Source organism: Larkinella rosea (assembly GCF_003858635.1).
Classification (GTDB): Bacteria; Bacteroidota; Bacteroidia; order Cytophagales; family Spirosomataceae; genus Larkinella; species Larkinella rosea.
In genome coordinates, this window is record NZ_RQJO01000017.1 from 206,845 (window position 1) to 230,575 (window position 23,731).

General features: G+C 51.1%; 21 protein-coding genes. 10 read left to right on the forward strand and 11 right to left on the reverse strand.

Features of this window, described 5'->3' with window-relative positions; genetic code table 11:
* The first annotated feature begins 206 nt into the window (after positions 1 to 206).
* The 5 genes from EHT25_RS32095 to EHT25_RS32115 all read left to right on the forward strand — a co-directional run bounded on the left by EHT25_RS32095 (position 207) and on the right by EHT25_RS32115 (position 4,357).
* Positions 207 to 572 carry a sugar 3,4-ketoisomerase gene (locus EHT25_RS32095; protein ID WP_124879550.1) on the forward strand — a complete coding sequence of 122 codons (366 nt, stop codon included), beginning with the start codon at positions 207 to 209 and terminating at the stop codon, positions 570 to 572.
* A 73-nt stretch (positions 573 to 645) separates the two neighbouring features.
* Positions 646 to 1,251, forward strand: coding sequence for a riboflavin synthase (locus EHT25_RS32100; RefSeq protein WP_124879551.1), 606 nt, complete (start codon positions 646 to 648; stop codon positions 1,249 to 1,251).
* 54 nt (positions 1,252 to 1,305) lie between these two features.
* Positions 1,306 to 2,088 carry a PASTA domain-containing protein gene (locus EHT25_RS32105; RefSeq protein ID WP_124879552.1) on the forward strand — a complete coding sequence of 261 codons (783 nt, stop codon included), beginning with the start codon at positions 1,306 to 1,308 and terminating at the stop codon, positions 2,086 to 2,088.
* A 3-nt stretch (positions 2,089 to 2,091) separates the two neighbouring features.
* A complete protein-coding gene (locus EHT25_RS32110; RefSeq protein WP_124879553.1) occupies positions 2,092 to 4,005 on the forward strand; it encodes a T9SS type A sorting domain-containing protein in 1,914 nt (637 codons plus the stop codon).
* Positions 4,006 to 4,048: 43 nt separating this feature from the next.
* Positions 4,049 to 4,357: a rhodanese-like domain-containing protein gene (locus EHT25_RS32115; RefSeq protein ID WP_124879554.1), complete on the forward strand. Its 309-nt coding sequence runs from the start codon at positions 4,049 to 4,051 to the stop codon at positions 4,355 to 4,357.
* Between the two features lie 313 nt (positions 4,358 to 4,670).
* Here EHT25_RS32115 and miaA read toward each other — a convergent pair whose 3' ends face one another.
* Positions 4,671 to 5,561 (reverse strand): tRNA (adenosine(37)-N6)-dimethylallyltransferase MiaA, encoded by an 891-nt coding sequence (miaA, locus tag EHT25_RS32120; RefSeq protein WP_124879555.1) that lies wholly within the window; start codon positions 5,559 to 5,561, stop codon positions 4,671 to 4,673.
* 105 nt (positions 5,562 to 5,666) lie between these two features.
* Here miaA and EHT25_RS32125 point away from each other — a divergent pair, with 105 nt between their 5' ends.
* On the forward strand, positions 5,667 to 6,350 hold the full coding sequence (locus EHT25_RS32125) for a DUF4230 domain-containing protein (protein ID WP_124879556.1): 684 nt from the start codon (positions 5,667 to 5,669) through the stop codon (positions 6,348 to 6,350).
* Between the two features lie 3 nt (positions 6,351 to 6,353).
* Positions 6,354 to 8,372, forward strand: a complete 2,019-nt coding sequence (locus EHT25_RS32130; RefSeq protein WP_124879557.1) for a M1 family metallopeptidase — start codon at positions 6,354 to 6,356, stop codon at positions 8,370 to 8,372.
* Between the two features lie 36 nt (positions 8,373 to 8,408).
* Here the strand turns inward: EHT25_RS32130 and EHT25_RS32135 are convergent, their stop codons facing one another.
* Positions 8,409 to 9,863, reverse strand: a complete 1,455-nt coding sequence (locus tag EHT25_RS32135) for a BNR-4 repeat-containing protein (protein WP_124879558.1) — start codon at positions 9,861 to 9,863, stop codon at positions 8,409 to 8,411.
* A 2-nt stretch (positions 9,864 to 9,865) separates the two neighbouring features.
* Positions 9,866 to 11,467 (reverse strand): NFACT RNA binding domain-containing protein, encoded by a 1,602-nt coding sequence (locus EHT25_RS32140; protein WP_124879559.1) that lies wholly within the window; start codon positions 11,465 to 11,467, stop codon positions 9,866 to 9,868.
* 73 nt (positions 11,468 to 11,540) lie between these two features.
* On the opposite strand from EHT25_RS32140, the gene EHT25_RS32145 reads away from it, so the two are divergent.
* Together EHT25_RS32145 and EHT25_RS32150 are read left to right on the forward strand one after the other, a co-directional pair.
* A complete protein-coding gene (locus EHT25_RS32145; RefSeq protein ID WP_124879560.1) occupies positions 11,541 to 11,744 on the forward strand; it encodes a hypothetical protein in 204 nt (67 codons plus the stop codon).
* Between the two features lie 136 nt (positions 11,745 to 11,880).
* Entirely contained in the window at positions 11,881 to 13,065 is a 1,185-nt protein-coding gene (locus EHT25_RS32150) for an AGE family epimerase/isomerase (protein ID WP_124879561.1), read from the forward strand.
* Positions 13,066 to 13,156: 91 nt separating this feature from the next.
* On the opposite strand, the gene EHT25_RS32155 is transcribed toward EHT25_RS32150, so the two are convergent.
* Both EHT25_RS32155 and EHT25_RS32160 read right to left on the reverse strand, forming a co-directional pair.
* A complete protein-coding gene (locus EHT25_RS32155) occupies positions 13,157 to 13,918 on the reverse strand; it encodes an MBL fold metallo-hydrolase (protein WP_124879562.1) in 762 nt (253 codons plus the stop codon).
* Positions 13,919 to 13,997: 79 nt separating this feature from the next.
* Positions 13,998 to 14,375: a response regulator gene (locus tag EHT25_RS32160; RefSeq protein WP_124879563.1), complete on the reverse strand. Its 378-nt coding sequence runs from the start codon at positions 14,373 to 14,375 to the stop codon at positions 13,998 to 14,000.
* A 380-nt stretch (positions 14,376 to 14,755) separates the two neighbouring features.
* On the opposite strand from EHT25_RS32160, the gene EHT25_RS32165 reads away from it, so the two are divergent.
* The gene (locus tag EHT25_RS32165) at positions 14,756 to 15,196 is read left to right on the forward strand and encodes a WapI family immunity protein (protein WP_124879564.1); all 441 of its coding nucleotides are present in this window, start codon (positions 14,756 to 14,758) and stop codon (positions 15,194 to 15,196) included.
* A 126-nt stretch (positions 15,197 to 15,322) separates the two neighbouring features.
* On the opposite strand, the gene EHT25_RS32170 is transcribed toward EHT25_RS32165, so the two are convergent.
* From EHT25_RS32170 to EHT25_RS32195, 6 genes are all read right to left on the reverse strand, one after another.
* Positions 15,323 to 16,570, reverse strand: a complete 1,248-nt coding sequence (locus EHT25_RS32170; protein ID WP_124879565.1) for a cytochrome P450 — start codon at positions 16,568 to 16,570, stop codon at positions 15,323 to 15,325.
* Positions 16,570 to 16,842 carry an acyl carrier protein gene (locus EHT25_RS32175; protein WP_124879566.1) on the reverse strand — a complete coding sequence of 91 codons (273 nt, stop codon included), beginning with the start codon at positions 16,840 to 16,842 and terminating at the stop codon, positions 16,570 to 16,572. Before EHT25_RS32175 ends, EHT25_RS32170 begins: the two co-directional genes overlap by 1 nt.
* Before the next feature lie 9 nt (positions 16,843 to 16,851).
* Positions 16,852 to 18,603: a fatty acyl-AMP ligase gene (locus tag EHT25_RS32180; protein ID WP_124879567.1), complete on the reverse strand. Its 1,752-nt coding sequence runs from the start codon at positions 18,601 to 18,603 to the stop codon at positions 16,852 to 16,854.
* Between the two features lie 130 nt (positions 18,604 to 18,733).
* Positions 18,734 to 20,527 carry an ABC transporter ATP-binding protein gene (locus tag EHT25_RS32185; RefSeq protein ID WP_124879568.1) on the reverse strand — a complete coding sequence of 598 codons (1,794 nt, stop codon included), beginning with the start codon at positions 20,525 to 20,527 and terminating at the stop codon, positions 18,734 to 18,736.
* A 39-nt stretch (positions 20,528 to 20,566) separates the two neighbouring features.
* Positions 20,567 to 22,213 carry a glycoside hydrolase family 32 protein gene (locus tag EHT25_RS32190; protein WP_124879569.1) on the reverse strand — a complete coding sequence of 549 codons (1,647 nt, stop codon included), beginning with the start codon at positions 22,211 to 22,213 and terminating at the stop codon, positions 20,567 to 20,569.
* Between the two features lie 66 nt (positions 22,214 to 22,279).
* Entirely contained in the window at positions 22,280 to 23,686 is a 1,407-nt protein-coding gene (locus EHT25_RS32195) for a POTRA domain-containing protein (RefSeq protein ID WP_124879570.1), read from the reverse strand.
* Between the last annotated feature and the right edge of the window lie 45 nt (positions 23,687 to 23,731).

Sequence of the window (23,731 nt, forward strand, 5' to 3'; positions counted from 1 at the left end):
ATTCATTGCGTGATTTTTAGGATAAAATCGAATCGTTTTTGGGCGGATGCGTGGGGGACTGACTGGGTTTCCGTACCAAACCGGGTCGTGTCAATGCAGAAATTATGTTTTACTTTTAGCGGTTTCTTGGCCTTGTTTCAGCTTTTCAGCTTCCTGGTTAACGGGCAACGATCCCGATAAGTGGGGGCAAGTGATCGATTTTCCATATGGCCCAACTTTTGAAACTGGATACATTTACGGCTGAATCCGGCGATCTGACGGTTTTTGAGAAACTAATGCCGGGATTCATCAAGCGTTTTTTTTACGTTTACGAAACCGACGAACCGGAGCGGTTCGGATACCGGCACCGAACGGCCTGGCACGCCCTGATTTGCCTCAACGGAAGTTGCCGGATGTATACGAACGATGGAGCCGACGAATCATTTTTTGTGCTGGACAACCCTCAGAAATGCCTGATCGTTGAGCCGAAGGACTGGTACCAGATCGACCAGTTTAGTCCGGGAGGTGTTCTGCTGGTGATGTCAAATGACTATTATCATCCGGAAGACATTATCTACGAGAAATATCCGTAACGTACCCACGGGGGTACAGGTGGAATTCTTACCACCGCCCGCCTGTTATCCGATTAAGCTAATGTGAGAAAATATGTTTACCGGAATTGTAGAAGCCACTGGCGAAGTGACCAACATCACTGCCGAAGGCACGAATTTGACATTTCATCTGAAATCCCCCATTGCCCCTGAATTGAAAGTGGACCAGAGTCTGAGCCACAACGGCGTTTGTCTGACGGTGACGGCGGTGGAGGGTGATACGTATACCGTAACGGCGGTGGAAGAAACGCTGAAGAAAACCAATCTCGGTCATGTTAAAACCGGCGACCGGGTCAATCTGGAACGGTGCATGCCCGCCAACGGGCGTTTCGATGGGCACATCGTGCAGGGACACGTTGATCAGACGGGCATCGTGACCCGCATTGCCGACCAGAATGGGAGCTGGCTGTTCGATTTTCAATACCCGCCGATCTCCGGCGAGCCCGAACACAACAATATTACCGTAGAAAAAGGCTCCATTTGTATCAATGGCGTTAGTTTGACCGTTTTTAATTCGGAACCGGATTCGTTCCGGGTTGCCATTATTCCTTATACGTACGAACACACGACTTTTCGCGACCTGCGGGTGGGCGATGTGGTCAATCTGGAGTTCGATGTGGTGGGGAAATACATAAAAAAAATGCTCGGGTTGTATCGATAACCGCCCGGCAAACCGCTAATATTGTGGTTTAACGAAGCGCATCTCATTGGTTTCATGGCGAAAATCAGCACGCGTACCACGGCCGATCTGCTCACTCATATTGGTATTATTCTGAGTTTATTAGCCGTCCTGTTTCTGGGATTTTTCTTTCTATACTTACCCTTTACGACTCACCACGGGCAAACGATTACGGTTCCGGACCTGAGCCGGATGAATACATCGGAACTGGAAGATTTTTTGAACGACCACGATCTGCGGTTTGAAGTCAGCGACAGCACGTACGTAGCCGGAGCCGAACCACTGACGGTGGTTGCCCAATACCCCAAACCGGGTTTCAAAGTGAAGGCCGGACGGAAACTGTACATCACCATTACGACGGAAAACCCGCCGATGATTCCGATGCCTAAACTGGTTGACCAGACGTATGTCAGCGCACAATATGCCTTGTCCAGCAATGGGTTACAGATGGGAAAGCTGAAATACGTTCCGGATCTGGCGCAGGGGACGGTTTTGCAGCAACTCTTTAATGGCAAGGAAATACTGCCGGGTACGCGCATTGCCAAAGGATCAAAAATTGACATTGTTGTCGGCGACGGTTTGGGCAATACTATGTTTGCCGTTCCGGACGTTGTAGGTAAACCGCGCGACGAAGCCGAAATGTTGATTCGCGGGTCCAATTTGCAGGTTGGCACGATTCTTCCTGTAGAAGACCCTGAAAAAGAAGTCGGAACGGTTGTCCGGCAGAACCCGGCCGCCAAACCCGGTGCTACCATCCGGGTGGGCGATGTCATTGACCTTTGGGTGGTGGGGCCGGTCGAAAATGATGATACGCAGTAAGTAATGAAGCACCGTTTAGGACGTAATCAGCAAGTTCATTTTCTTCCGTTGGCGATGCGGGCCTGGCAGCGGCTGATCAGGCAGGCATGTGGTCCGAAATTCCCGCTTGGGCTGACCTTTGTCGTTTACTTTTTTTGGGGCCATGCTTCGGCCCAGATTCAGGTTGTTCCGATTGAATCTTTCCCGCAATCCGTTGCAATCCCAGCTCCCGGCGGAGCCCGGATTCAGGCACTGAGCCTGCCTTTTTTTGACGACTTTTCAACCGTCACCGAACATCCCAGCTCCGCCTTGTGGCAACGGAGCAACGTTTACATCAACAACACGCTGCCGATCAACCACCCCTCGATCAATGTGGCCACGTTCGATGGCCTGAAATCCGACGGGACGCCCTATGATGTTATCAACCAGATTGCCACCGGCCCGACCGATACACTGACCTCGAACCCCATCGATTTGTCGGGAACGACAGCCGCCGACGCCATTTACCTGAGTTTTTACTGGCAGCGCAAAGGCTTGGGCGAACTGCCCGACACCGAAGATTCCTTACAACTCCAGTTTCTGAACAGTGCGGGAGTCTGGGAACCCAAATGGACAATGAAGGGCGATACGGCCAACAATAACTTTACCCAATCGTTTGTTGCGGTTACAGAATCCCGGTTTTTACACGCTGCTTTCCAGTTCCGGTTTCAGGCATTCGGGCGGACATCGGGCGCGTTCGACACCTGGCACATCGACTATATTTATATGAATCGGGGACGGTCGGCAACGAACCTCTCCATCAAGGACATTGCCGCCCGCCAGCCCGTATCGTCGTTTTTGAAACGGTATACGGCTATGCCCATGAAACAATACCTACTGAACCCGGCTGCCGAAACCACCGATACGATTCGGACGGATATTGTCAATCTGTTCAGTAACTTCAACACAACGAGCTTCAACACCATCATTACCGATCAACTCAGCAGGCAGGTTTTACAGCAGTACACATCGACTGAAGCTAAATTAATTTCCGGATTCAGTTCCCAACCGGTCGGAATGAAACCGGCGCAGCTTCCGGCTGGTTTTGCCGCCCCAAAAGCCGTGCTACAGACGCAGTTTGTGGTTCAAACGACCGATCAGGCCAACATTCCCGGAGTCGATCTGCGCCGAAATGACACCATCGCCGGTATAACGGTTCTGGATAATTATTATGCGTACGACGACGGAACCGCCGAAGCCGCCATTCAAAACACGCAGCGGCAGGGGCGCGTCGCGATGCGGTTTTTGCTCAATAAACCGGATGCGGTTACCGGGTTGCAGGTTTGTTTTGCTCAGGTAAAAACCAGTCTGGCCGGGCAAACAGCGGTTTTTAGCATTTATGCCGATGAACGGGGCCGACCGGGTCGCACCTTGTATCAGAAAGCCGCCGTGATTAGCTACGGCAGTTCGCGCAATGGTTTTGTTGAGGTTCCCTTCGAGTATGGAGTGGCCGTTACCGATACTTTTTACGTGGGCTGGACGCAGGTGAGTGAAGACTATACCGTCGCCATTGGGTTCGACAAAAACAGCCGGTTTGGCACTCAGGTTTTCGAAGGCCGGGGAACAAGCTGGGACCCGAATAATCCGGGTGGGGTGCCGATGATTCGACCGGTTTTGGGTACGGGCAAGGATGCTCCCATCACGGGCATCGATGACGAACCGGAAGCCCATACGAAACTGATGGTGTTTCCGAACCCGAATCCCGGAATACTAATCTGGCAAAATCCGGCCCTTGAGCAAATCGAGATTGCCGATATAAGTGGGCGCATCGTTCTGAACGCGCGCCCGGCAACCGGACAAAACCAGTTGAATGTGAGTCAGTTAGCTGACGGTTTTTACATCATTCGGTTATCGGATGGCAAAAAGACCGTCGTTCAGAAATTAATTATCCGAAAGTAAACCTACTTTTGGCATTCAATACCTGACAAAAACAAAAATTGATATGGACATTACCGTACAGGAACTGAAAGAACGACTCGATAAAGGCGAGAAAATCAACCTGATCGACGTTCGGGAAGAATACGAATATGAAGAAGATAATCTGGGTGGCGAACTGATTCCGCTGGGCGAACTGCCGAGCCGCATCGATGAGCTGGAAGATCGTCAGGATGAGGAAATTATCCTCCAGTGTCGGTCGGGTGCCCGCAGCGGTCGGGCGCAGCAATTTCTGGAACAGAACGGTTTTTCCAACGTTCGGAACCTGATCGGCGGCATCCTGGCGTACCGGGACTTTGAGCGGAAAAGCAAATAAGTAACTATTGAATAGCGAATGTTGAATAACGAATATCGAAGTCATTTCGAAATTCATTATTCAACATTTCCTATTTTATGGGTGCATCAAAAAATGCTTTATGGAGACGATCGAAATAAAACTGACGAATCAGCAAGCGCTGAACGATGGCAGGATTTGGAAGATCTCAATCTAATTAAGTCATCAAGAGAACATAAAAAAATCATCTCTGCGCGGTACAGACCCAAATGAGCGAAAAGGAGATCCATACGCAGTTGGCCCCATTTGTGACGAATGGCCGATCTCCGTCTGAGCTCCTGTTGAACGCATTTCGTTATTCAACCAACTTCAAAATTTCTTCATATTCCTCCGCGCCAAACCAGCGGTAACTTCCCTGATTGCGAAACCAGGTTAACTGGCGTTTGGCATACCGCCGGGAGTTGCGTTTGAGCAGCCGGACCATTTCTTCGTAATCATAGTCGCCATCCAGATACCCGAAAACTTCCTTGTAACCGACGGTTTGCAGCGCCGTCAACTGGCGGTAGGGCAGGAGGGAGCGCACTTCTTCGAGCAGCCCGTGGTCTAGCATCTCATCCATCCGGCGATCGATTCGTTTATAGAGCTCGTCGCGCGGCCGATCGAGCGCGATAAAAACCGTTCGGAAAGGCCGGGGAGTCGATTCTTTTTTTCGAAAGGACGAATACGGTTTTCCCGAACTTAAAACCACCTCCAGTGCCCGGACAACCCGCTGCGAATTTTGCAGATCGGCAGTTTCGGCATACACCGGATCGAGTTCGCGGAGCTGTTGCTGCAATGGCGCTAAGCCCCCGGTTTCCAGTCGTTGCATCAGTTCGGCGCGGAGTTCAGGTTCGGCCTGCGGAACATCGTCGAGTCCGAAACAAACCGCATCGATGTACAAACCGGTACCACCCGACAAAATCACGACTTCTTTTTCCTGAAACAACTCATCCAAGATGGCGAGTGCTTCGCGCTCGTATTGCCCGGCGCTGACCGGTTCCAGAATGCTGTGTGAATCAACGAAATGATGTCGAACGCCCTGCATTTCTTCCAGCGTTGGCTTGGCCGTGCCGATGCTCAGTTCCCGGTAAAGCTGCCGTGAATCGGCCGAGACGACCTCGGTTTGTAGCGCTTTTGCCAGCCGGACGCAGAGGCTGGTTTTTCCGACGGCGGTAGGTCCGGCAATGACCAGCAATAATTTATTCATTTCGTGTGAGAGACCAAACCCGGTTTTCCGCGTCTTAAATGTAATCAGATCATCTTTGGTAGAACTGCAAAAGTCTGTACCTTTCGTCAACTATCCAACTTAAACATGGAGTCCTCGAATACGTTATTTATTCTAATTACGCTGCTGTTGGGTGGGTTCGGCGGTGTGGCCCTGACAAACTGGTGGCGCAAAAAGAAATCGGCACCGGTAACCGACGTGCGGAAAGAGTCCACGATGTTACTGGATCGGATCGAAAAGGTATTTAAAGTAGTCATGGCTGAAGGTTATTTTACCGAAATACTGAGTTATCAGGACGATAAAAAGTTTTTGTATTTCATAAATGACCCTAAAAAAGCGTTAATCATTGCGAAGGCAAAAGTGTTGGTGGGGTTCGATTTTGCGAAAATCCGGTTCCGGCAGCCGGAATCTGGCGAAAAGAAACTGATCATCGAGTCATTTCCCGAACCGCAGGTGTTGTCGATCGATACCGATTATAAGTTTTACGATATTGATCCGGGTTACCTGAATCATTTCCGGAGTGAGGATTACACCCGCTTGCTCGATGAGTCGAAACAGACGATGCTGGAGAAGGCGATGGAAAGCGATTTGCCCCGGATTGCGAACAACCAGATTCAGTTCATGATGTATCAACTGGCCGACTCGATGGGCTGGCAACTCGAACTGCCGGAAGCCGAACAGCGTAAATTGAACGAAATAAACGAACAGTATAACCTCCTGAAAGCCGAACCCAAGGCGTTGCCGGGGGATATTCTGGATGAAGATAACTAACGCATGAAAGCACCTTTCCCCGAAAGTAGACTGCGCAAACAGGTTCAGCTCGTGATCCTGTTTTTATTTTGCCTTACCGCATCGGCCCAATCGCCCGACGAGGGCGTGGCGGCTTGTCAACACACCCGATTGAACTACTTCGGTTCGCTGGCGAAAACCGGGCGTTCGGCCCGCATCCAGTATCCCGGTGATGCAACGATCGACATCACCTATTACAAACTTGACCTGAATATTACCTACACACCCAACTACCTGCGCGGGGCTGCAACCGTCGGTTTGAAAAGTGTTGGCGATAACCTGACCCGGTTTTTTCTGGATTTGGATACTAGTCTGAAGGTGGATTCGGTGAAAACCGGTGCGCAGAAACTCGTTTTTTCACAGCAGAACAATCAGCTTTCCATCACACCAGCGCAAACCCTTGGCAAAGGTCAGGCGTTGACAGTTACGGTCTTTTACCAGGGCGTGCCGGGATCAAAAGGGATAGGAAGTTTTGTGTTTGAAACACACGGTTCTCAAAACCAACCGGTTATCTGGAGCCTGAGCGAGCCTTATGGTTCCAGTGAATGGTTTCCGTGTAAAGACACGCCGGGCGATAAAGCGGATTCGTCGGATGTCTGGATTACGGCTCCCAAACAGTTTGTTTCGGTTTCGAACGGTCGGCTGGAAAAAATGATCGAAAATGCCGACGATACCCGCACCTATCGCTGGCGAAACCGCTACCCGATTGCCCAGTACCTGATTTCGGTGGCGATGAGCAATTACGCGCTTTACGAGCAAACCTTCCGCCCAACGCCCACCGATTCGATGCCGGTGACGCATTATGTGTATCCCGAAGGGCTGACCGACAACTTCCGGAAAACGCTCGATCAGACCACGAACATGCTGGATGTGTTCACGAAATATTTTGGACCGTACCCGTTTCTGAAGGAAAAATACGGACACGCGCAGTTTGGCTGGGGCGGTGGCATGGAGCATCAGACCATCAGCTCGATGGGGGCATTTAACACCGATATCATGGCGCACGAGCTGGCGCACCAGTGGTTTGGCGACAAAATTACCTGCAAAACCTGGGAGCATATCTGGCTCAACGAAGGCTTTGCGTCGTACGCGGAAGCGCTGTATCGGGAAGCCGTCGGCGGAACGGCATCCTACCGCTCTTACATGAGTGCGTATTTGCTTCTTGCCCGCCGGGCGCGTGGAACGATCTTCGTGCAGGACCTAACCAATGTGAGCAACGTTTTCGATGCCAACCGCACGTATTACAAAGGAGCTACCGTTTTGCACATGCTCCGGGGCGTGGTGGGCGATCAGAAGTTTAAGGAGATCCTCCAGAAATACGCGGCATCGGCCTTTGCCTACAACTCGGCGACGACCGAAGATTTTGTCACCATTGCGTCGCAGGTGTACGGGCAATCGCTCGATTATTTTTTCAGGCAGTGGATCTACGGCGAAAATTATCCGTCGTATCAGGTCAAATGGAGCAGTGGCGCCATCGCCAGTCAGCCTAATCGATTCCGGGTACAACTGCGTCTGCAACAAAGCACCAGCACCGCCAATCCGACGTTTTTCACGATGCCGGTTCCGGTGAAAGTGCTGACCTCAGTGGGCGATACGACAATTGCGGTTTTTAACAACAGCGCCGATCAAACGTTTGAACTGACCGTCAGAGGGCAACCCACTGAAGTTCAAATTGATCCGGATAACTGGATTTTGAAACAGGTCGAAGTGACGGAGGTGATTACTGCCTTGAACGATCCCGTTTCCATCACACAACTGACGGTTTTGCCTAACCCCACCCGTGATCAACTGACGGCCCAGGTCGATGTCGCCAAACCCTTTACGGGACGACTGGCGTTAACGAATCTGGCGGGGCAGGAAGTCATTACCTTGTCCGACCGGCCGTTCACAACGGGCCGCCATATCATTTCCTGGCCGGTACAGCAACTGCCCGTTGGTCGGTATCAGTTGACCCTCACAACCGGCAAAAACCGGGTATCGAAGGCGGTTTTGATTGTAAAATAAAATGAACAATAAATAAGTGCGCCAGCTATTTAGTGTTCATTTTACAACGACCGGTTTTTCAAAATCCGCTTTCATCTCCGCCGGTAACTGAAAGACCTGCCCCTGCCGGTTGCCGAAATAAAGAAAAGAAGCCGACGGTTTTCGGGCGTTGCCATCCGCCCAGAACGCGTAAAAACCAGGATTGGCGGCCACCGGCCGTCGCGGATATGTGTGGTTCCGGACGCTGTTCTGCGTTACGGTTTTCACGGACTTCCAGGTTTTTCCGGCATCGCGGCTTTCCAGCATCGCCAGTTCGCCACCCGTACCAAACGGCTGCGGACCCGCTTCAACGGAGCCAATGATTCGCCAGAGGTTCCCTTCCACGTACAGCGAACCCATGTCGTAGTTGTGGTCCGATTGCGTAACGGTATGAATGTCCCAGTGCTGGCCGGTCCAGTGGGCAACGTGCCACTCGTAAGGTCCGTTGCCCGGCCCCGGTTCCGGGCCTTTGCTGGTGATGTACAGGATGATCGGGCGGTTTTGGGAATCGTAATTCACATCCCCGATGTATACATTCTGGCGCAGTTTCCGGTAGTCATTCACCAAAGCCGGATTGAGCGTGTCCTTTAATGGCAACTGAACCGGTTTTCCGTCGGCGGTATGCCAGCTTTTGCCAAAGTCGTCGGTTTCCACGTAATACAGATTGGTGCGGTAATCGAGCCCGGCGCCTACTTTGGTGTTCGGATGGTAATTAAAGGCGCTGCCAATTTTGTTCCCCTTTTGCCCGCTGCTTTGGTAATGCCCTTCTTCGATGATCGCAATATCCTGCCAGGCCGACCAGTTTTTGCCGTCCGGGCTGGTGATGTAAGCGATGGTTCGGCGGGGTTTATTGGCTCCGTAAACCAGAACATTCCGGTCGTAATGCGTCATCAGATTGAAAAAACCGCGTCCGTTCTGGTAATAACTTTGGACGTACGAAAAATTCGAGAAGGGTACGGTTTCGCCTTTTTCGTTTTGGCGGTTAGCGTCAATCCGGTCGAAGGTATCGATGTCGTACGGTTTTCGACTCCGGTGAATGAATGACGGTCGTTCGGTGCCGTGTGAGGTCGAGAAAATCCAGATATAGCCCTGATTATCAATCTGAATAATCGGATTGTCGTGAGCGTCGTCGGTCTGTTTGTTGAGTAAAAGCGTGGGCCGTGATACCATCCCGGTTTTGTGATCGAAGAAACCAATCAGGTGACACAACTCGCGGGAAGTGGAGTCGGTGACGCCACCGTAACAGAAAAAAGTCCGTTGAACGGCGGGAGCATACACCGAAAACGGATAGTGATTGGCCGGATACGTCCCCAAACCGCCACTGTATTTATAGGCGTATTCGTTTTTCGTTGCACCAATAAAATACCAGATGCCCCGGTAGCCCGCTGCCTTCCGGTTGAGCGTTTCAACCTGTGAATGCGCCGGAAAAAAAGTAATTACAGCAATGAAAATCAATAGAATACGAGCCAGCATGGTTAGGTTGTTTTGAGTAATCCTTCGTCTTTCGGCACTACGAGAATCACTTCTTCTTTCTCTACTTTTACCTGCCCGGCCGCCAGCCCTTTGGGTTTGCGAACGAACTTTTTTGGGGTGTAAATAACCGGGCAAAGCGAATCCGTCCGGCGTTTGGAATACCAGGCCGCCAGTTCGGCCGCCCGCTCGATAACGGTTTTCGGAAACGGTTTCCCGGCTTTGTATTTAATGATGACGTGCGAACCCGACACATCGCGGGCGTGGAGCCATAGATCGTCTTTGTAGGCGTATTGCTGGGTCAGCAGGTCGTTGTTTTTCGCATTCCGGCCAATCAAAATTACGAAGCCCTCATGGATGATCTGTTTGAAAAGCGGAGCGGTACCATCGGCGGCTTTTTCTTCTTTAATTGGATTGGCTTTCAGGTATTTCCGTAATTCCCGCAACGATTCGATCGGTTCAATTCCCGCGATCTGCTGCTGAATTTCCTGAATTTCACGCTCCCGGTTTTCAAGTTGTTCCTGAAGAAGCGTGGTTTCTATTTTTTCGTTTTTGGCCTTTCGGTAATAGTGTTCCGCATTTTTCTGCGGAGTTAAATCCGGTTTAAGTTTGATTTTGATGGGCTTATTCCGGTAAAAATCGTCCAGTTCCACCACTTCGGGCGAGCGCGAACCGGGACTTTCGGGAATCTGGTGGAGATTGGCCATCAGAATGTTGGCAACTTCTTCATTCTTAACGGCTTCGTCTAAACCGATGAGCCGTTGCAGGTTGGCGTCGATGTAGGCCTGCGTCTTTTTTAACCGCTTTTCCAACAACCGCAACGCTTCTCCCTTCTCGCGGCTCAGCGTGTTTTGTCCCATAAACGCCGAATAAAACCGGTTACTGGCGGCCAGCGGATCGGTAAATTCCTGCCGGATTTCACCGTAGGGCAGGAGCGAGAGCGTCGGTTTATGCTGAAAAGTGGTCAGATAAAACCGAGGGTGCGTCAGTTGCTGAACAGTTTCCTGAATCAGCTCCCATTTTTCTTTTTCTCCTTTTTCCTGTATTCCCTTCTCCTCCAGATACGCATTGACCAGTTTGCCGAAGGTTGGAAACAGCTTTCGGTGATCAAAACCGCTTTGCTCGTAGGCTTCCCACGACTGGTCGAGCGGACGGTCGAGGGCCGACCGAATTAGTTGGGTATCGGTAGTCAGTTTGTTATTGAACAATTCGACGACTTCGTCCTGCGAGAAAATGAGCAGATTGGGGCGGTTACCGAAAAATTTGAACAACAACGTAAAACCGCCTTCGAGCGTAATTCCCAGACAGCGCTCGTTCAAAAATGAGCGAACGGCCACGACTTCGCGGTCGTAATATTCCTCGAACAAATCGACGCTGTTGATGCGCGCGCGCTGGATGCTTTCGGGAAATAATAAGCCTGAAAAATCCGGTCGGAGGGTGGCTTTGATGAAAAAGGGGCGGTAAAAATTGATTTTTCCCCGGGCGTGGGCGAACACCAAAACCAGCTCGTCGCGATCCTGACTGAAACATTCCATGAATTTCAGGCCGGTGAGCTGCGGTTCCAGCGATGGGGCAAGCTGGCGGAGAAAATAATAATTGGTGTGCATACCCTACAAAAGTACCGCTCCAAACAATTTTCCCTACTTCCGGTTAAATTCTTATACCAAATAAGCTGAAATCATGGCACACAACAAAACGACGAACCTGCCCGGTTCGAACGATAAGCAGCCCGGTTCAGACAATAACCGGAATTACAACGCCCGCGATACGTCCGGACAAACACCGAATATGGCCCAAAGCCGGTCGAATCAACACAAAAGTAAGCAGGATAACGGCGGAAAAGGGAACAGCAATATGCTGAACGAGAGCGATCCCGGAAAGTAGATAAAGGAGGAAACTAAAAGGAATATAGCGTATTGAAAAACGAATATTGAATAGCGAAGTAGAAAAAGTCACTTCATTATTCGATATTCGTTACTCGATACGCTTTATTCCTTTTTTACCTTTTCCTAACCCTTCTATGTTCGATTTGCGAACAATCCGGCAAGAACTCAATCAGGAGTTGAAAGATATTCTGGCTTATTGGCAAAAATACGGTCCTGACCCGATTGAGGGCTACTATGGGCAAGTCGATTACCAGAATGTGCCAAAAACCGATGCCGCCAAGGGCATTGTGCTCAACAGCCGCATCGTCTGGACATTTGCGGCAGCCGCCCGGCATATGCAGCACGACGAGTATCTACCCTACGCCGAACGGGCCTACAACTACATCGATAAGCATTTCCGGGATAAAGAACACGGCGGAGTTTACTGGTCGGTCGATTACAAAGGCGAGCCGCTGCAAACCTTCAAGCAGCAATACGGACAGGCGTTTGCCATTTATGGGCTGAGCGAATATTACCGCGCCAGCAAACACCAGCCCGCGCTCGATTTTGCCAAAGAAATTTACAACAAAATGATCAAACACGCCTACGATCCGAAGCGGGGCGGTTTTTACGAATGCCTGACCCGCGACTGGTCGGGCATGGCGGAGGAGTATGTGATCAGCAAAAAAGACAATCAGGAGAGTAAGACGATGAATACGCACCTCCACATTCTGGAGGCTTTTACGAATCTGTACCGCGCCTGGCCGGATAAAGGGTTAAATCAGCAGATTCGGAGTTTGATCGATGATTTTACGAAATACATCGTCGATCCGAAAACCTACCGGATGAACCTGTTCATGGACGACGACTGGAAAGTTCGGAAAACCGCCATTTCCTACGGGCACGATATTGAAGCGTCGTGGTTGCTCGTCGAATCGGCCGAAGCCCTGCACGACGAAGCGCTGGTCAAGAAAATCAAGACACTTTCGGTCAAAATGGCCCGCGCAGCCGCCACCGGTCTGGCCAGCGATGGCGGAATGAATTACGAATACGATCCGAAAGAAAATCACCTTAATCATGAACGCTCGTGGTGGGTGATGGCCGAAGCCATGGTCGGTTTCATGAACGCGTATCAGCTCACGAAGGAAAAGCAATTCCTGGATAAGTCATTGAATACCTGGGAGTTTATTAAAAGTTACCTACTGGATAAGAAGAACGGCGAGTGGTACAGCGGAGTGGACGAAAATCACAAGATCCTCGGCAATTCCAAAATCAGCATGTGGAAATGCCCCTATCACAACGGGCGGGCGTGTATCGAGATGATTGATCGGTTGGGGTGAAAAAAGGAGGAGAAAGGAGGAGGAGAGGAGAGGAAGAAGGGGGGAGAGAAAAATCGCATTCGTCCTTCTTCCCCTCCTCCTTTCTTCCTCTTTACATTTCAATTTTCAGGCCGTCGTAGCCCAGGCGGATCGAAGCGGGGAGTCGTTTTTCAACCTCCCGGTGCAGGCCAATTTTGTGGCTCATGTGCACGAAAAAGGTTTGTTCGGGCTGGATTCGTTCCACCAGAGCGATGGCTTGCTCGAGCGTAAAATGGGAAATGTGCGGTTCAATTTGCAAAGCATCGAGCACCAGAATCTGCGTTCCGTAGACTTTTTCCAGCTCTTCGTCGGAGATGTAATTGAGGTCCGTTAAGTAGGTAAAGTTGTGAATCCGGTAGCCAAAAACCGGTAGACGGTGGTGCAACACGTCGATGGGCGTAAACAGAACTCCCTCAATTTCAAACGCTTCGTTCCTGATTTCGTTGAGCTGGATGCGTGGAATGCCGGGGTATTTTTTCTCCGCAAAAATGTAGGCGTATTCGGTTTGTAGCTGGCTCAGAACGCGCTTATGGGCATAAACCGGGACATCTTTCCCCTGCAGAAAATTGTAGGCGCGGACCTCATCCAGCCCGGCCGTGTGGTCTTTGTGTTCGTGCGTAAACAAAACCGCATCCAGCCGCAGAATACCGGTGCGCAACATCTGCTGTCGAAAATCCGGACCGGTATCGACAACAAAACTTTTTCCATCAATGTCGAGATGAACGGATGTCCGCAATCGCTTGTCCCGGAAGTCAATCGAGCGGCATACCTCACACGCGCAACCAATCAGCGGTACACCGGAGGATGTTCCAGTTCCGAGCAGCGTAACAATCATAAGAAGGAAAGCAGCAAGGAGACGGGAGGAAAGAAAAGCAGTAAAACCCTCTTTACTTTCCTCCTGCCTCCTTTTCTCCTTATTTATCCGTCAGCTGATTCACGACCTCTACCAGTCGGTCGAAGTTCAGGGGTTTTACCAGAACATCGTTAAAACCGGCGGTTTTGAATTCTTCTTCCGTATAATTTTTGGCGTTACCGGTAATGGCAACGACGGGCACAGCGGCTTTGTCTTTGTCGGCCAGCGCCCGAACCCGGCGAACGCATTCCATGCCATCCATGATGGGCATATTAATATCCAGCAGGATGATGCTAAAATCTTCCTTCTCCAGAATTTGCAGGACCTGTTCCCCATTTTTAACGGAAGTGATGTCGTAATTCTGAAATTCTAGAATTTTGCGGGCAAGGTTCTGGATAACGGAGCTGTCTTCGGCAATCAGTACTCGTTTGGTAGACATAAAGTCAATGGCTTGTGGTGAACTGTATCTTCACAGGAAGTTTGGACAGGTGAAATTAACGACTATTCCAATAAGACAAAAAAAATGTTCGCATACCGCCCCACTAAAATCCCTTTTACCGGACAATAAAGCGGTGACTCTGAATTATTTCTCCTTAAGGTAAATTTTTTAAGGGGAAATTAATATAAAATTTCCGCCGGAGTTGTATTTTTACTATACTATTGAAGTAGAATATGAGTTGTGGTTGAATGGCTAACGGTATGTTGTTGAAGCCGAAATGGGTTTCTCGCTTTGCGTTAGCTGCCTCGTGCCGAAATTGTATTGCGTGACTATCCTGCTTACTTCGGTCTGTTGCTGGCAGATCGGCTGACTTCTAACCCATGAAACTGACTGGCCCCGAGTCTTCCTTTGAACTGGATATTCTGGATTACGAATACAGCGATTCGAAATACTTTATGGATCGTAACTGGCTGTTGATCAGCCTCAGAACCCGTTATCAGAATAAAGAATACACCACCACGGCCCCGTTGCTGTCGACCTGGGAGATCGAATTGCTGATCAACTGGATGCGGTCGGTGGCGGCTCAGCGGGAATTATCGCCCCGGCTTTCGTTTGTCGAACCCTGTCTGGGATTCAGTAATTCGTCGGACGGGTTGAGCGGTTATGCGTTTGGAATCAAACTCGATCAGGAAGCAGCACCAGATTGGTACAATGACCATTCAAAACCGTTCTGGCTGTCGGTCAACCCAAACGATGATGAGTTACAATCGGCCATTCAGGATCTGGAAGGGCAATTGGGGCGGTTTCCGGTGCGGGAATGATTTGTTCCTCAGTCCGTAATGGCTGTCGATTCCCAGGATGCGGTTTTAAAATCAGAAAGGTCTGAAATCTGCTTCGCAATCACCAAACCCATTCCGAAACCCGATCTCGTATGGAACCGGGCCTGCTTAAACCCGAACCGTCGGTAGCGTTCCAAACCCCCTCAGCAACAGATTCTTGCGTTGAACCGCCTTGGACAAATCGGCACGCAGGTCGGGAAATTGTTGGATCAATACCGGAAACGCCTGCATGGCCTGCATTCGGGCCAGGTTGGCACCCAGGCAAAAGTGAGAACCATACCCAAAGGCCAGGTGCTTGTTTTTTACACGGGTAATCTCCAGCCGGTCTGCGGCTTCAAACTGGCGTTCGTCGCGGTTGGCGGAACCCAGACAGACGTAAATCTGCTCCCCGGCCCGAATGGTCTGGCCCGAAATCTCCACATCTTCCAACGCAATTCGGGACGTAATCTGAACCGGGCTGTCGTACCGCAGCATTTCCTCGACGGCCGGTTTTAGCAGCTCGGGTTGGTTTCGAAGCAGTTCATACTGATCCGGATACGCTGTCAGAGCTGCAAAACCATTGCCAATCAGGTTGCGTGTCGTTTCTTCACCCGCCACAAACAGGTTCGCAATCAGGGAAATCAAATCATCCCGGTCCATCGGCTGGCCGTCGGCACTCCGTTGCGCCAGCAATTTTCCGATCATGGTATCGACCGGTTTTTGTTCGTGCGCCGTAAGGCAATCGTCGATAAAAACCAGAAAATCAGAGGCCGCCTGATTGATTTCAACCATTTCGGTCTGGGTCAGCATCGGTTCAAAAACCGTTGCCAGCCGTTCGCCCCAGTGTTTCAGCTGTTCAATGTGTGAATCGGGAAAGCCCATTAGCCGCGAAATGACCCGAACGGGTAGTGGTTTGGCAAAATCGTCGATGAGATCGATGGCGGTTTTCCGGGCCATTTCGGCGGTCAGTTCCGCTAAAACGGCTTGCACACATTCCGCAAAATTCAGCGAAGGCCAGATTTTCATCACCATCTCCCGCGTCCGGCCGTGCATCGGGCGTCGCAGGTACAGCAACCAGTTATACGAAGCCTGATAAGTCGGGTACATTTCGATGGCCGTATCGTTGACGGTCAGGGTTTTATCCCGAAAATACGACGGCATGTCGATGACGTCGATTCGTTTGTCCATCAAAACCGTACAGACGTCGGCGTAGCGGCTAACCACCCAGTCGCCGGTTTTAAGCTGGTGAACGGGATCGAGTTCGCGCAGGCTTCGGTACATCGGATACGGATTAATCCGGTTGATCGGGGAAAAAGGAGCCCAGAGCGTCGACAAACCTTTGCCCATCAGCGTTCCTTGCGAAGCGGGTGCATTCATTACGATGGCGTTTGCGTGGGAAGATATTCGTCAACTAACCAGTCGGACAAACTGGCGATATCGGGCATTTCCCAGAAAATAGACGGGTCGATGGCGGTGCCGAGCCAGGTTTCCAGATCAACGGCCAGGGTAACGACGAAAACCGAGTCGAGCCGCAGCGAAGCAAAAGGCTGGTTGACATCGATCCGGTCGGGGGTAATTTTTAATTCAGTTGCAATTCGTTGAGTTAGCCAGTTTTGAATGGCCGTTGACGATGGATAGAAATCAGGCATTACTTCAATTTAGGTTTGTTTCTCGTTTACTTGAATGGAATCCCAACGGTAATGCTCGGCCAGGCTGTTCTCCAGGAAAGCCCGCTGGCAGGCCGAACGCTGCACCTTGCCGCTCGTTGTTTTAAATAACCCATTGGGCCGCAGCAATACCACCGCCACGGGCGCCAGCGCGTGTCGCAACCCGATTTCGCGCAGAATCGCGTGGGCAATGTCCTGTACAGGCGCAGTCGGTAAAGCCGCCCGCTTCAGTTCGTGGATGACCACCAGTTGCTCTCCGTCATTGGTGTAGACCGAAAAAGCCGCTCCGGCGTTGCTCGCCAGGGCTTCGTGACATTGCTCAACAGTCAGTTCAATGTCCTGTGGATAATGGTTCGCACCCCGGATGATAATTAAATCTTTGAGCCGACCGGTTACAAAAAGCCCCTCTTTTTCCCGGAAATAACCGGCGTCACCCGTTCGCAAAAATGGCCCTTCGCCCGTTTGGGTATAGCCGGCAAAGCTTTCGACAGTCAGCTCCGGCTTGTTCCAGTAGCCGCGCGTAACGCTGGGGCCTTTGGTCCAGATTTCGCCAATTTCGCCTTCTTCACAAACCCGACCGGTTTCCGGATCAACGATTCGAAGAACACTATCGCTCATGGGCCAGCCTGAACAAACCAGTTCGCGGGCATCGGGCGTTCCGGCAGGTCGGCCGATAATCCGGCCTTCGGTCAGCGCGTCGGCATCCACGGTTTCCCGGCTGGGTTGGCGGTCGACACGACACATGGTGACAGCCAGCGTCGATTCGGCCAGACCGAAGCAGGTAAATAAACTTTTCGGGCTAAAACCGCTGACGGCAAACGCTTCGGTAAACCGGTGCAGGGTGGAAGCCCGGATGGGTTCAGCCGCGTTGTAAATGTGTTTAACCCGGCTTAAATCCAGTTGGGCGCGTTCGTCGGGCGTGGACCGATCGACGCAAAAATCAAAGATAAAATTGGGTGCACCGCCGTAGGTTCCACCGTATCGGTCGAAAGCCCGTAGCCAGCGCAACGGACGTTGCACAACGTGTACGGGGTTGAGCAACACGGCTTTAAAACCGCAGTAAATGGGTTGCATAATGCCGTCGATCAGGCCCATGTCGTGGAACGACGGCAGCCAGCAGACCGATACGCTCGAGGAATCGTTCTGAAAAGCGTGTTGGATGAAGGCCGAATTCGCCATGATGTTGGCGTGGGTTACCATCACCCCTTTGGGCTGGCTGGTCGAGCCGGAGGTATATTGCAACAAAGCCAGATCGTCGGGGGCAGGCAGCGGAAATTCCGGCGTTTCGGTGGTCGGAATCGTATCGGTAACCAGCCAGTTCAGCGATTGGAACCAGGGATCATGACTAAAATTTTTCTGGAGCAGTTCGTAGGTTTTGGTGGTGGTCAGACCGGTTTTTATACCGGCATCTTCCACCAGAAAACCAATTTTGTTGGCCCCCCGGTTTTTGCCGGGAACGGCAATCGGAACCGCCACCGCACCAGCGTATAAACACCCCAGAAAAGCTTCGATAAATTCGAGCCCTTGCGGATAAACCAGTAAAAAAAGCGGACGGTCTGATGTCGCGGGTAAAGTGGGCGAAAGATGGCGGGCAATGGCCCGTGCGCGCGAATGCAGCTGGTTATAAGTCAGTGATTCTTCATCAGTTTCGCCGTCTTTCAAATAGACAAACGCAGTTTGATCGGGAGTGTGAGTGGCACGAAAACGAACGGTTTCAACGATGGTTTTAAACGTTCCAATCATAGTCAGGTTATCAAATAAAACTGAGTAAGTAACTATTGTATAATAATAGTAAACTTACAGATAGAATACCAGCGTTAGCCGGTCAAATTCTACAACAATTCTTCTTAATCGTGTAAACGGCGGGAAACGGTTATCCCAGTTCGGGTTCTTCCGTTTGCCGGACTTTCTGGTGCTGCCACATTTCCTGAAAAACCGCACTTCGCTGCATTAATTCCGGAAAACTGCCTTCGTCGATAATCCGACCTCTTTGCAATATATAAATATGATCAAACATTGCCAACAGGTGAAGCCGGTGGAGGGTAGAAATAATGGCTTTATCACGAAAATCAGCGAGAAGATGCTGGTAAATCTCGAATTCGGTCTTTGAATCAACACTGCTGGTGGGTTCATCCAGCAAGACCATGTTACTGCTGCGAGCCGCCAATATGCCCCGGGCCAGCGCCAGCCGCTGTTTCTGTCCGCCCGACAGGTTGACGCCTTTTTCCTGAATGTTGGTTTCCAACCCATGCGGCAATTGACTGACCACGTCCGTAAACCGCGCCGTTTCGCAGGCTTGCAACACGTCGGCTTCGTCGAAGGGCAGGCCCAGCGTAATGTTGTACGCAATGGTGTTTTCGAAGATTTCCGGTTCCTGGGGCATCAGCGTCACCGTGTCGGCAATCAGGCTCAATTCCGGGTAGCTTTGCCCGTCCACCCGGAGTTCCAGATTGGGTTCGGGATTGTATAAACCGCGCAGAAGTGCCAGCAGCGTACTTTTTCCGCTGCCGCTTTCGCCAATCAGGGCAATTCGTTGACCACGCCGAATCCGAATGGTCAGGTCGTATAAACCGGCTTGGTGCGGCTTTTCGGTCGGGCGGTTTTCCGGGGTATGTTTGAAATTCAGACGGTTGATGTCGATGGTTTGCCAGGTCGATGGCAATGACTCGGTGGCTTCCGGGCGGTGTTGCTGCGCGTACGCTTCGCCAATCCTGCGGGCGGTCTGAACGTCGGTATTGTGCTGAACGATGTCGGTGTATTGGTAAGCGACATCGGTAAAAACACTGCTGAATTTATTGATGTAACCCAGTAAGGTCACCAGTCCGCCAATCAGAAACACCTCGCCGGGCACGTAATGCTGGTACACATAGCCAACGGTAATGACGCCGTACATGATGGCAATCAGCATACTGGCCGCAAACCATTTCCATTCGTTGATGCGGACATGCCTTCGGAAAGGCGGAAGAATGGCCATAATTTTACCCAGCAGACTGGTTTCCATCTGCTTCTCCAGCCGGAGTGTAATGACGGTGATGATGTTGGAAAGGCTGTCGAAAAGCGTAGACGACACCTCGTGTTCGCGCTCGTTGGACTCATCGACGGCCTTGATGAACGGTTTATCGAATTTCAGGATTACCCAGATGGTCAACGCACCCAGCAGAACGCCGATGCTGCCGAATAGGGGCGAGAAATAAACCATGGCCGCAAACGAAAACACGCATTTCGAAATCGTGTGCAAATACAGAAAACCGCTCTGAAAAAAGTCCTTGAGCGCATCGTTGGCTTTCCGAATCCGGTTGATCGTCGCCCCGCTGTGGTGATCTTTGTGCCAGCTAACGGGCAGATTGAGCGTCTGATGATAAAGTTCGGTCAGGAAATTGCGGCTCAGCGAAAACGCCAGTTCGCGTTCCATGATGCGGGCGGGGCCGTGAAAAACCCATTCGCCCAACTGAAGTCCCACATAGGCCGCGGCATACCACAACACGATCGACGTGACCGCAGCCTCTTTTTGCTGAATAGCGCCCACAAACCAGCCGAACAGCAGCGGTTCCATCGCCGAAACCACATTGGCCAGGATGAACAGGAAATAGACCAGTAAAAACCGCCTTTTTTCGTGACGGGCATAGTGCCAGGCCGTGCGAAGCAGAGCCAGGTAGGGATTTTGCATGCAGGTTGTAATTACGTTCCAATTGCTTTTGGAAAGACTTTATTTCCAGATGGATTGCGCCGTAAACAGTTCAAGATTCTTGACTTCGATGCGGTTTCCCCAAAATTGAAGGCTTTCTTTGGCCGTTGAAATGGGTTTTCGTTCCATTGAATACGAGTAAGCACCGTTGTCGATAAACACTTCGACCGAGGTTCGATCCACGTAAATGTCGGCGGTAACTTCCATGCTGGTCATGTCTTCGGGCGAGTAGAAAACGCCATTGACCAGGTTCGAATTCAGGTCGTAGTCGAGTATCCGCTGACCAAACAGCGAAAGGCCCGCGCTGGTAGCATGCGACAGTTTCAGGGTTGCCTTGATCCGAAACCGCTCCAGTGATGGAAGCGATTTTAACTTGTCATTCGCTTCCGCGGCTGGTAACGACGTCCATTGCCCGACCCGGTTAAACAATTGCTCCGTTTCCCTGACCGGAACACTACTGAGCCGAAGCCCATTTTTAGTCGTCCGCAACCGCAGTTCGGTGGGCAGCAGCATCATGTGGTTAAACGGCATTCCCGGCTGCGGAATCCGGCCCCAGCCGATTTGAATGCGCCGTGGATCGCTTTCGGGCATGTTGGTAAAAGTCTGGGCCGCATAGATGCTCCCGGTCGTATACGAATGTTTGCCCGATTCCGGTTTGAACGTTTTTCCATCGAATGAACCAATCATGTACGTCGTGGAAGCGCCGTACATGACCCATTTCGTGCGGTTTTTATCCCCGTCGACGGGTAACTCGAATAAGTCCGGGCATTCCCAAAAACCGGTCACGTGACTCTCGAAATGCCACTCCTTCGCGTTTTTGGACGTGTAAATGGAATGACCATCCCGCTCGTTGAGCACCATCACCCAGTGCCTGCCGGGCTGGTACCAGAACACGCGCGGATCGCGGGTATCCTTGCTGTTCCATTTCGCTTTCGAATCGATCAGCGGATTTTTGCTGTATTTTGTCCACGTTCGGCCTTTATCCAGGCTATACGCCAGGCATTGAACTTGCTTTTCGGGATTGTCGACCGTAAAAAAAGCAAGCATGGCAGGTACGTTGCCCCGATTAAATCCGGCTGTATTGGTGTAGTCGATCACGGTGGAACCCGAAAACATCGTTCCCAGGCTGTCGGGGGAAAGCGCCGTTGGCAGTTCTTCCCAATGGATCATGTCGTTGCTGACCGCGTGCCCCCACGACATGTTTTCCCATTCCCGTTCGTAGGGATTGTGCTGGTAAAAAAGGTGGTATTCGCCCTCGTAAAAAATCATGCCGTTCGGATCGTTGATCCAGCCCCGGCGGGTTGAGTAGTGGAATTGCGGGCGGTTTTTCTCGTGATAAAGCGAATCCTGACCGGCAAAGGTGTCGTCCTGATAAATTTTGCTCAATCCGGCCGAATTACCATCATACCTAATCGTGATGGTTTGTCCTTTTAAAGCCGCCATGTCGCAGAATACCCAATAGTCGGGTTGATCGGTTGCCAGCCGTATTTTGAACGAGCGTTCCAGTTTATCGTTTTGCCGGAATTGCATGATGCCCCGGTTTTGGGCCTGCGACACCGGCAGGTTCAGGTACCGTTTCGTAATCTTCAGGGCAAGAGTCTGCGCTGAAAGCAAATGGCTGCCAAACACCAACACCGTTAGGGCAATGAGCGTAAAAGTTGATTTCATTCGTTGGGGAATTAGAAATAATGAGCGGTTTTTTCCTTGAAAGGAGTTGGGCCTGGCACCATCCACTTACAAATCATAGGTAAAATTAAAGAAAATACCGGTCTGGCCCTGCCGGTTGACGGAGTAACTGATCCGTCCGACGATGTTGTAGAACGTTGCAATGTCCAGCGCAACACCACCGCCATACAACCACGAGTTTGCCAGGCGGCTTTGGTATTCCTGCGCCAGCGTGCTGTTGACGTAACCCATATCGCCGAAAACAGAAAGATACAACGCCAGTGGAACCGTACTGAATTGCTTCATCGGGACCCAGTTGAGCTGCTTTCTGACGTTTAATAATTGGTATTTCAGGGTATTTCTCACCAAACCATACCGTTGTCCGTCAATGACATACAATTCGTAACCCCGAACAAAATCTGTCAGATAACCCAAACCGCGCAGGTTGATATACGGCTGGCGGTCGGGCCAGGAGAGTTTGCCGCGAACGCTATTGCTGGCGTAAAACTTCCCGCCCAGCGGCCAGTAGCGGGTGTAGCTGGCCGTCATTTCGAACAACCGCACTTCGTCGGACCGCAGCAAACCGTATTGATTGGCCATCAGATTGAGGTAATGCCCCCGCAACGGATACGCCACGGCATCACGCCGGTCGTGCGTAAACAGGTAACTCAGCAGAAAATACCGCTGCCGGGTTCGGCCATGCAGAAAATAATCAGGGTTGAGTTTGGCCACGGTGTCGGCAATCGAGTTGCGGACGAACCGGAGTTCCAGGCGGTGGAAATTGTAAAACTGATTCCGGCGCGTCAAAATGACGTTGGTGAAAAACCGGTCGCGCATGAGGTCTTCGCTCCGAAAATAAACCAGTTTGTCGAACGCCGAGCGGTAGGCTACTTCCTTGTTGGTCTGGTACGAAGCACCTACACTGATGCCGGTTTTCTGCGCCTTGTCAATGTACGGAAGGGTGTATAAAACCTGTGTTCGGCGCGTAAATCCAAATTCGAAAATGGCGTTGATTTTGTCGGCATTGCCGGTCACGTTTTTGTAATTCAACCGAGCGCCGTAAATCGTTCGCCGGAAACTGCGGCCCCGTTCATACCACCATTCGTTGAAGTTGCGGTCGGCCAGATCAAAAACCGGTATCACGAAAATGTACCAGCGTTCCTTCACAATCACTTCAATGTCAACGTAATGTGGTTCTGCTTCTTTCGCAATTACGTCGACGGTGACGAACAGATTGGTGTTGGCAATTTTGCGCTGATCCCAGGCCAGTTTTTCGGTCAGTTGCTGCCGCTGAATGGTGTCACCGGTTTTCACTTCCAGTTCACGCAGAATGATGCGCTCCCGCGTTTTGTGATTGCCCTGAATGGTCACCGACCGAATGACCCGGAAATCCTGCGGCACCGAATCCGCCACGGACTGCGGTTTTGCCGTCGAATCGGCCAAAGACAACGTCCAGAAGAGAAAGGAAAGTAGCATCAAACGGCGGCTGGAAATGTGGGCATTTGCAAAAATACCGGAATA

Bases quoted from the DNA above. Each gene is read 5' to 3' on its own strand.
- EHT25_RS32095 (WP_124879550.1), top strand. From the start codon at position 207: ATGGCCCAACTTTTGAAACTGGATACATTTACGGCTGAATCCGGCGAT.
- EHT25_RS32100 (WP_124879551.1), top strand. From the start codon at position 646: ATGTTTACCGGAATTGTAGAAGCCACTGGCGAAGTGACCAACATCACT.
- EHT25_RS32105 (WP_124879552.1), top strand. From the start codon at position 1,306: ATGGCGAAAATCAGCACGCGTACCACGGCCGATCTGCTCACTCATATT.
- EHT25_RS32110 (WP_124879553.1), top strand. From the start codon at position 2,092: ATGAAGCACCGTTTAGGACGTAATCAGCAAGTTCATTTTCTTCCGTTG.
- EHT25_RS32115 (WP_124879554.1), top strand. From the start codon at position 4,049: ATGGACATTACCGTACAGGAACTGAAAGAACGACTCGATAAAGGCGAG.
- miaA (WP_124879555.1), bottom strand. From the start codon at position 5,561: ATGAATAAATTATTGCTGGTCATTGCCGGACCTACCGCCGTCGGAAAA.
- EHT25_RS32125 (WP_124879556.1), top strand. From the start codon at position 5,667: ATGGAGTCCTCGAATACGTTATTTATTCTAATTACGCTGCTGTTGGGT.
- EHT25_RS32130 (WP_124879557.1), top strand. From the start codon at position 6,354: ATGAAAGCACCTTTCCCCGAAAGTAGACTGCGCAAACAGGTTCAGCTC.
- EHT25_RS32135 (WP_124879558.1), bottom strand. From the start codon at position 9,863: ATGCTGGCTCGTATTCTATTGATTTTCATTGCTGTAATTACTTTTTTT.
- EHT25_RS32140 (WP_124879559.1), bottom strand. From the start codon at position 11,467: ATGCACACCAATTATTATTTTCTCCGCCAGCTTGCCCCATCGCTGGAA.
- EHT25_RS32145 (WP_124879560.1), top strand. From the start codon at position 11,541: ATGGCACACAACAAAACGACGAACCTGCCCGGTTCGAACGATAAGCAG.
- EHT25_RS32150 (WP_124879561.1), top strand. From the start codon at position 11,881: ATGTTCGATTTGCGAACAATCCGGCAAGAACTCAATCAGGAGTTGAAA.
- EHT25_RS32155 (WP_124879562.1), bottom strand. From the start codon at position 13,918: ATGATTGTTACGCTGCTCGGAACTGGAACATCCTCCGGTGTACCGCTG.
- EHT25_RS32160 (WP_124879563.1), bottom strand. From the start codon at position 14,375: ATGTCTACCAAACGAGTACTGATTGCCGAAGACAGCTCCGTTATCCAG.
- EHT25_RS32165 (WP_124879564.1), top strand. From the start codon at position 14,756: ATGAAACTGACTGGCCCCGAGTCTTCCTTTGAACTGGATATTCTGGAT.
- EHT25_RS32170 (WP_124879565.1), bottom strand. From the start codon at position 16,570: ATGAATGCACCCGCTTCGCAAGGAACGCTGATGGGCAAAGGTTTGTCG.
- EHT25_RS32175 (WP_124879566.1), bottom strand. From the start codon at position 16,842: ATGCCTGATTTCTATCCATCGTCAACGGCCATTCAAAACTGGCTAACT.
- EHT25_RS32180 (WP_124879567.1), bottom strand. From the start codon at position 18,603: ATGATTGGAACGTTTAAAACCATCGTTGAAACCGTTCGTTTTCGTGCC.
- EHT25_RS32185 (WP_124879568.1), bottom strand. From the start codon at position 20,527: ATGCAAAATCCCTACCTGGCTCTGCTTCGCACGGCCTGGCACTATGCC.
- EHT25_RS32190 (WP_124879569.1), bottom strand. From the start codon at position 22,213: ATGAAATCAACTTTTACGCTCATTGCCCTAACGGTGTTGGTGTTTGGC.
- EHT25_RS32195 (WP_124879570.1), bottom strand. From the start codon at position 23,686: ATGCTACTTTCCTTTCTCTTCTGGACGTTGTCTTTGGCCGATTCGACG.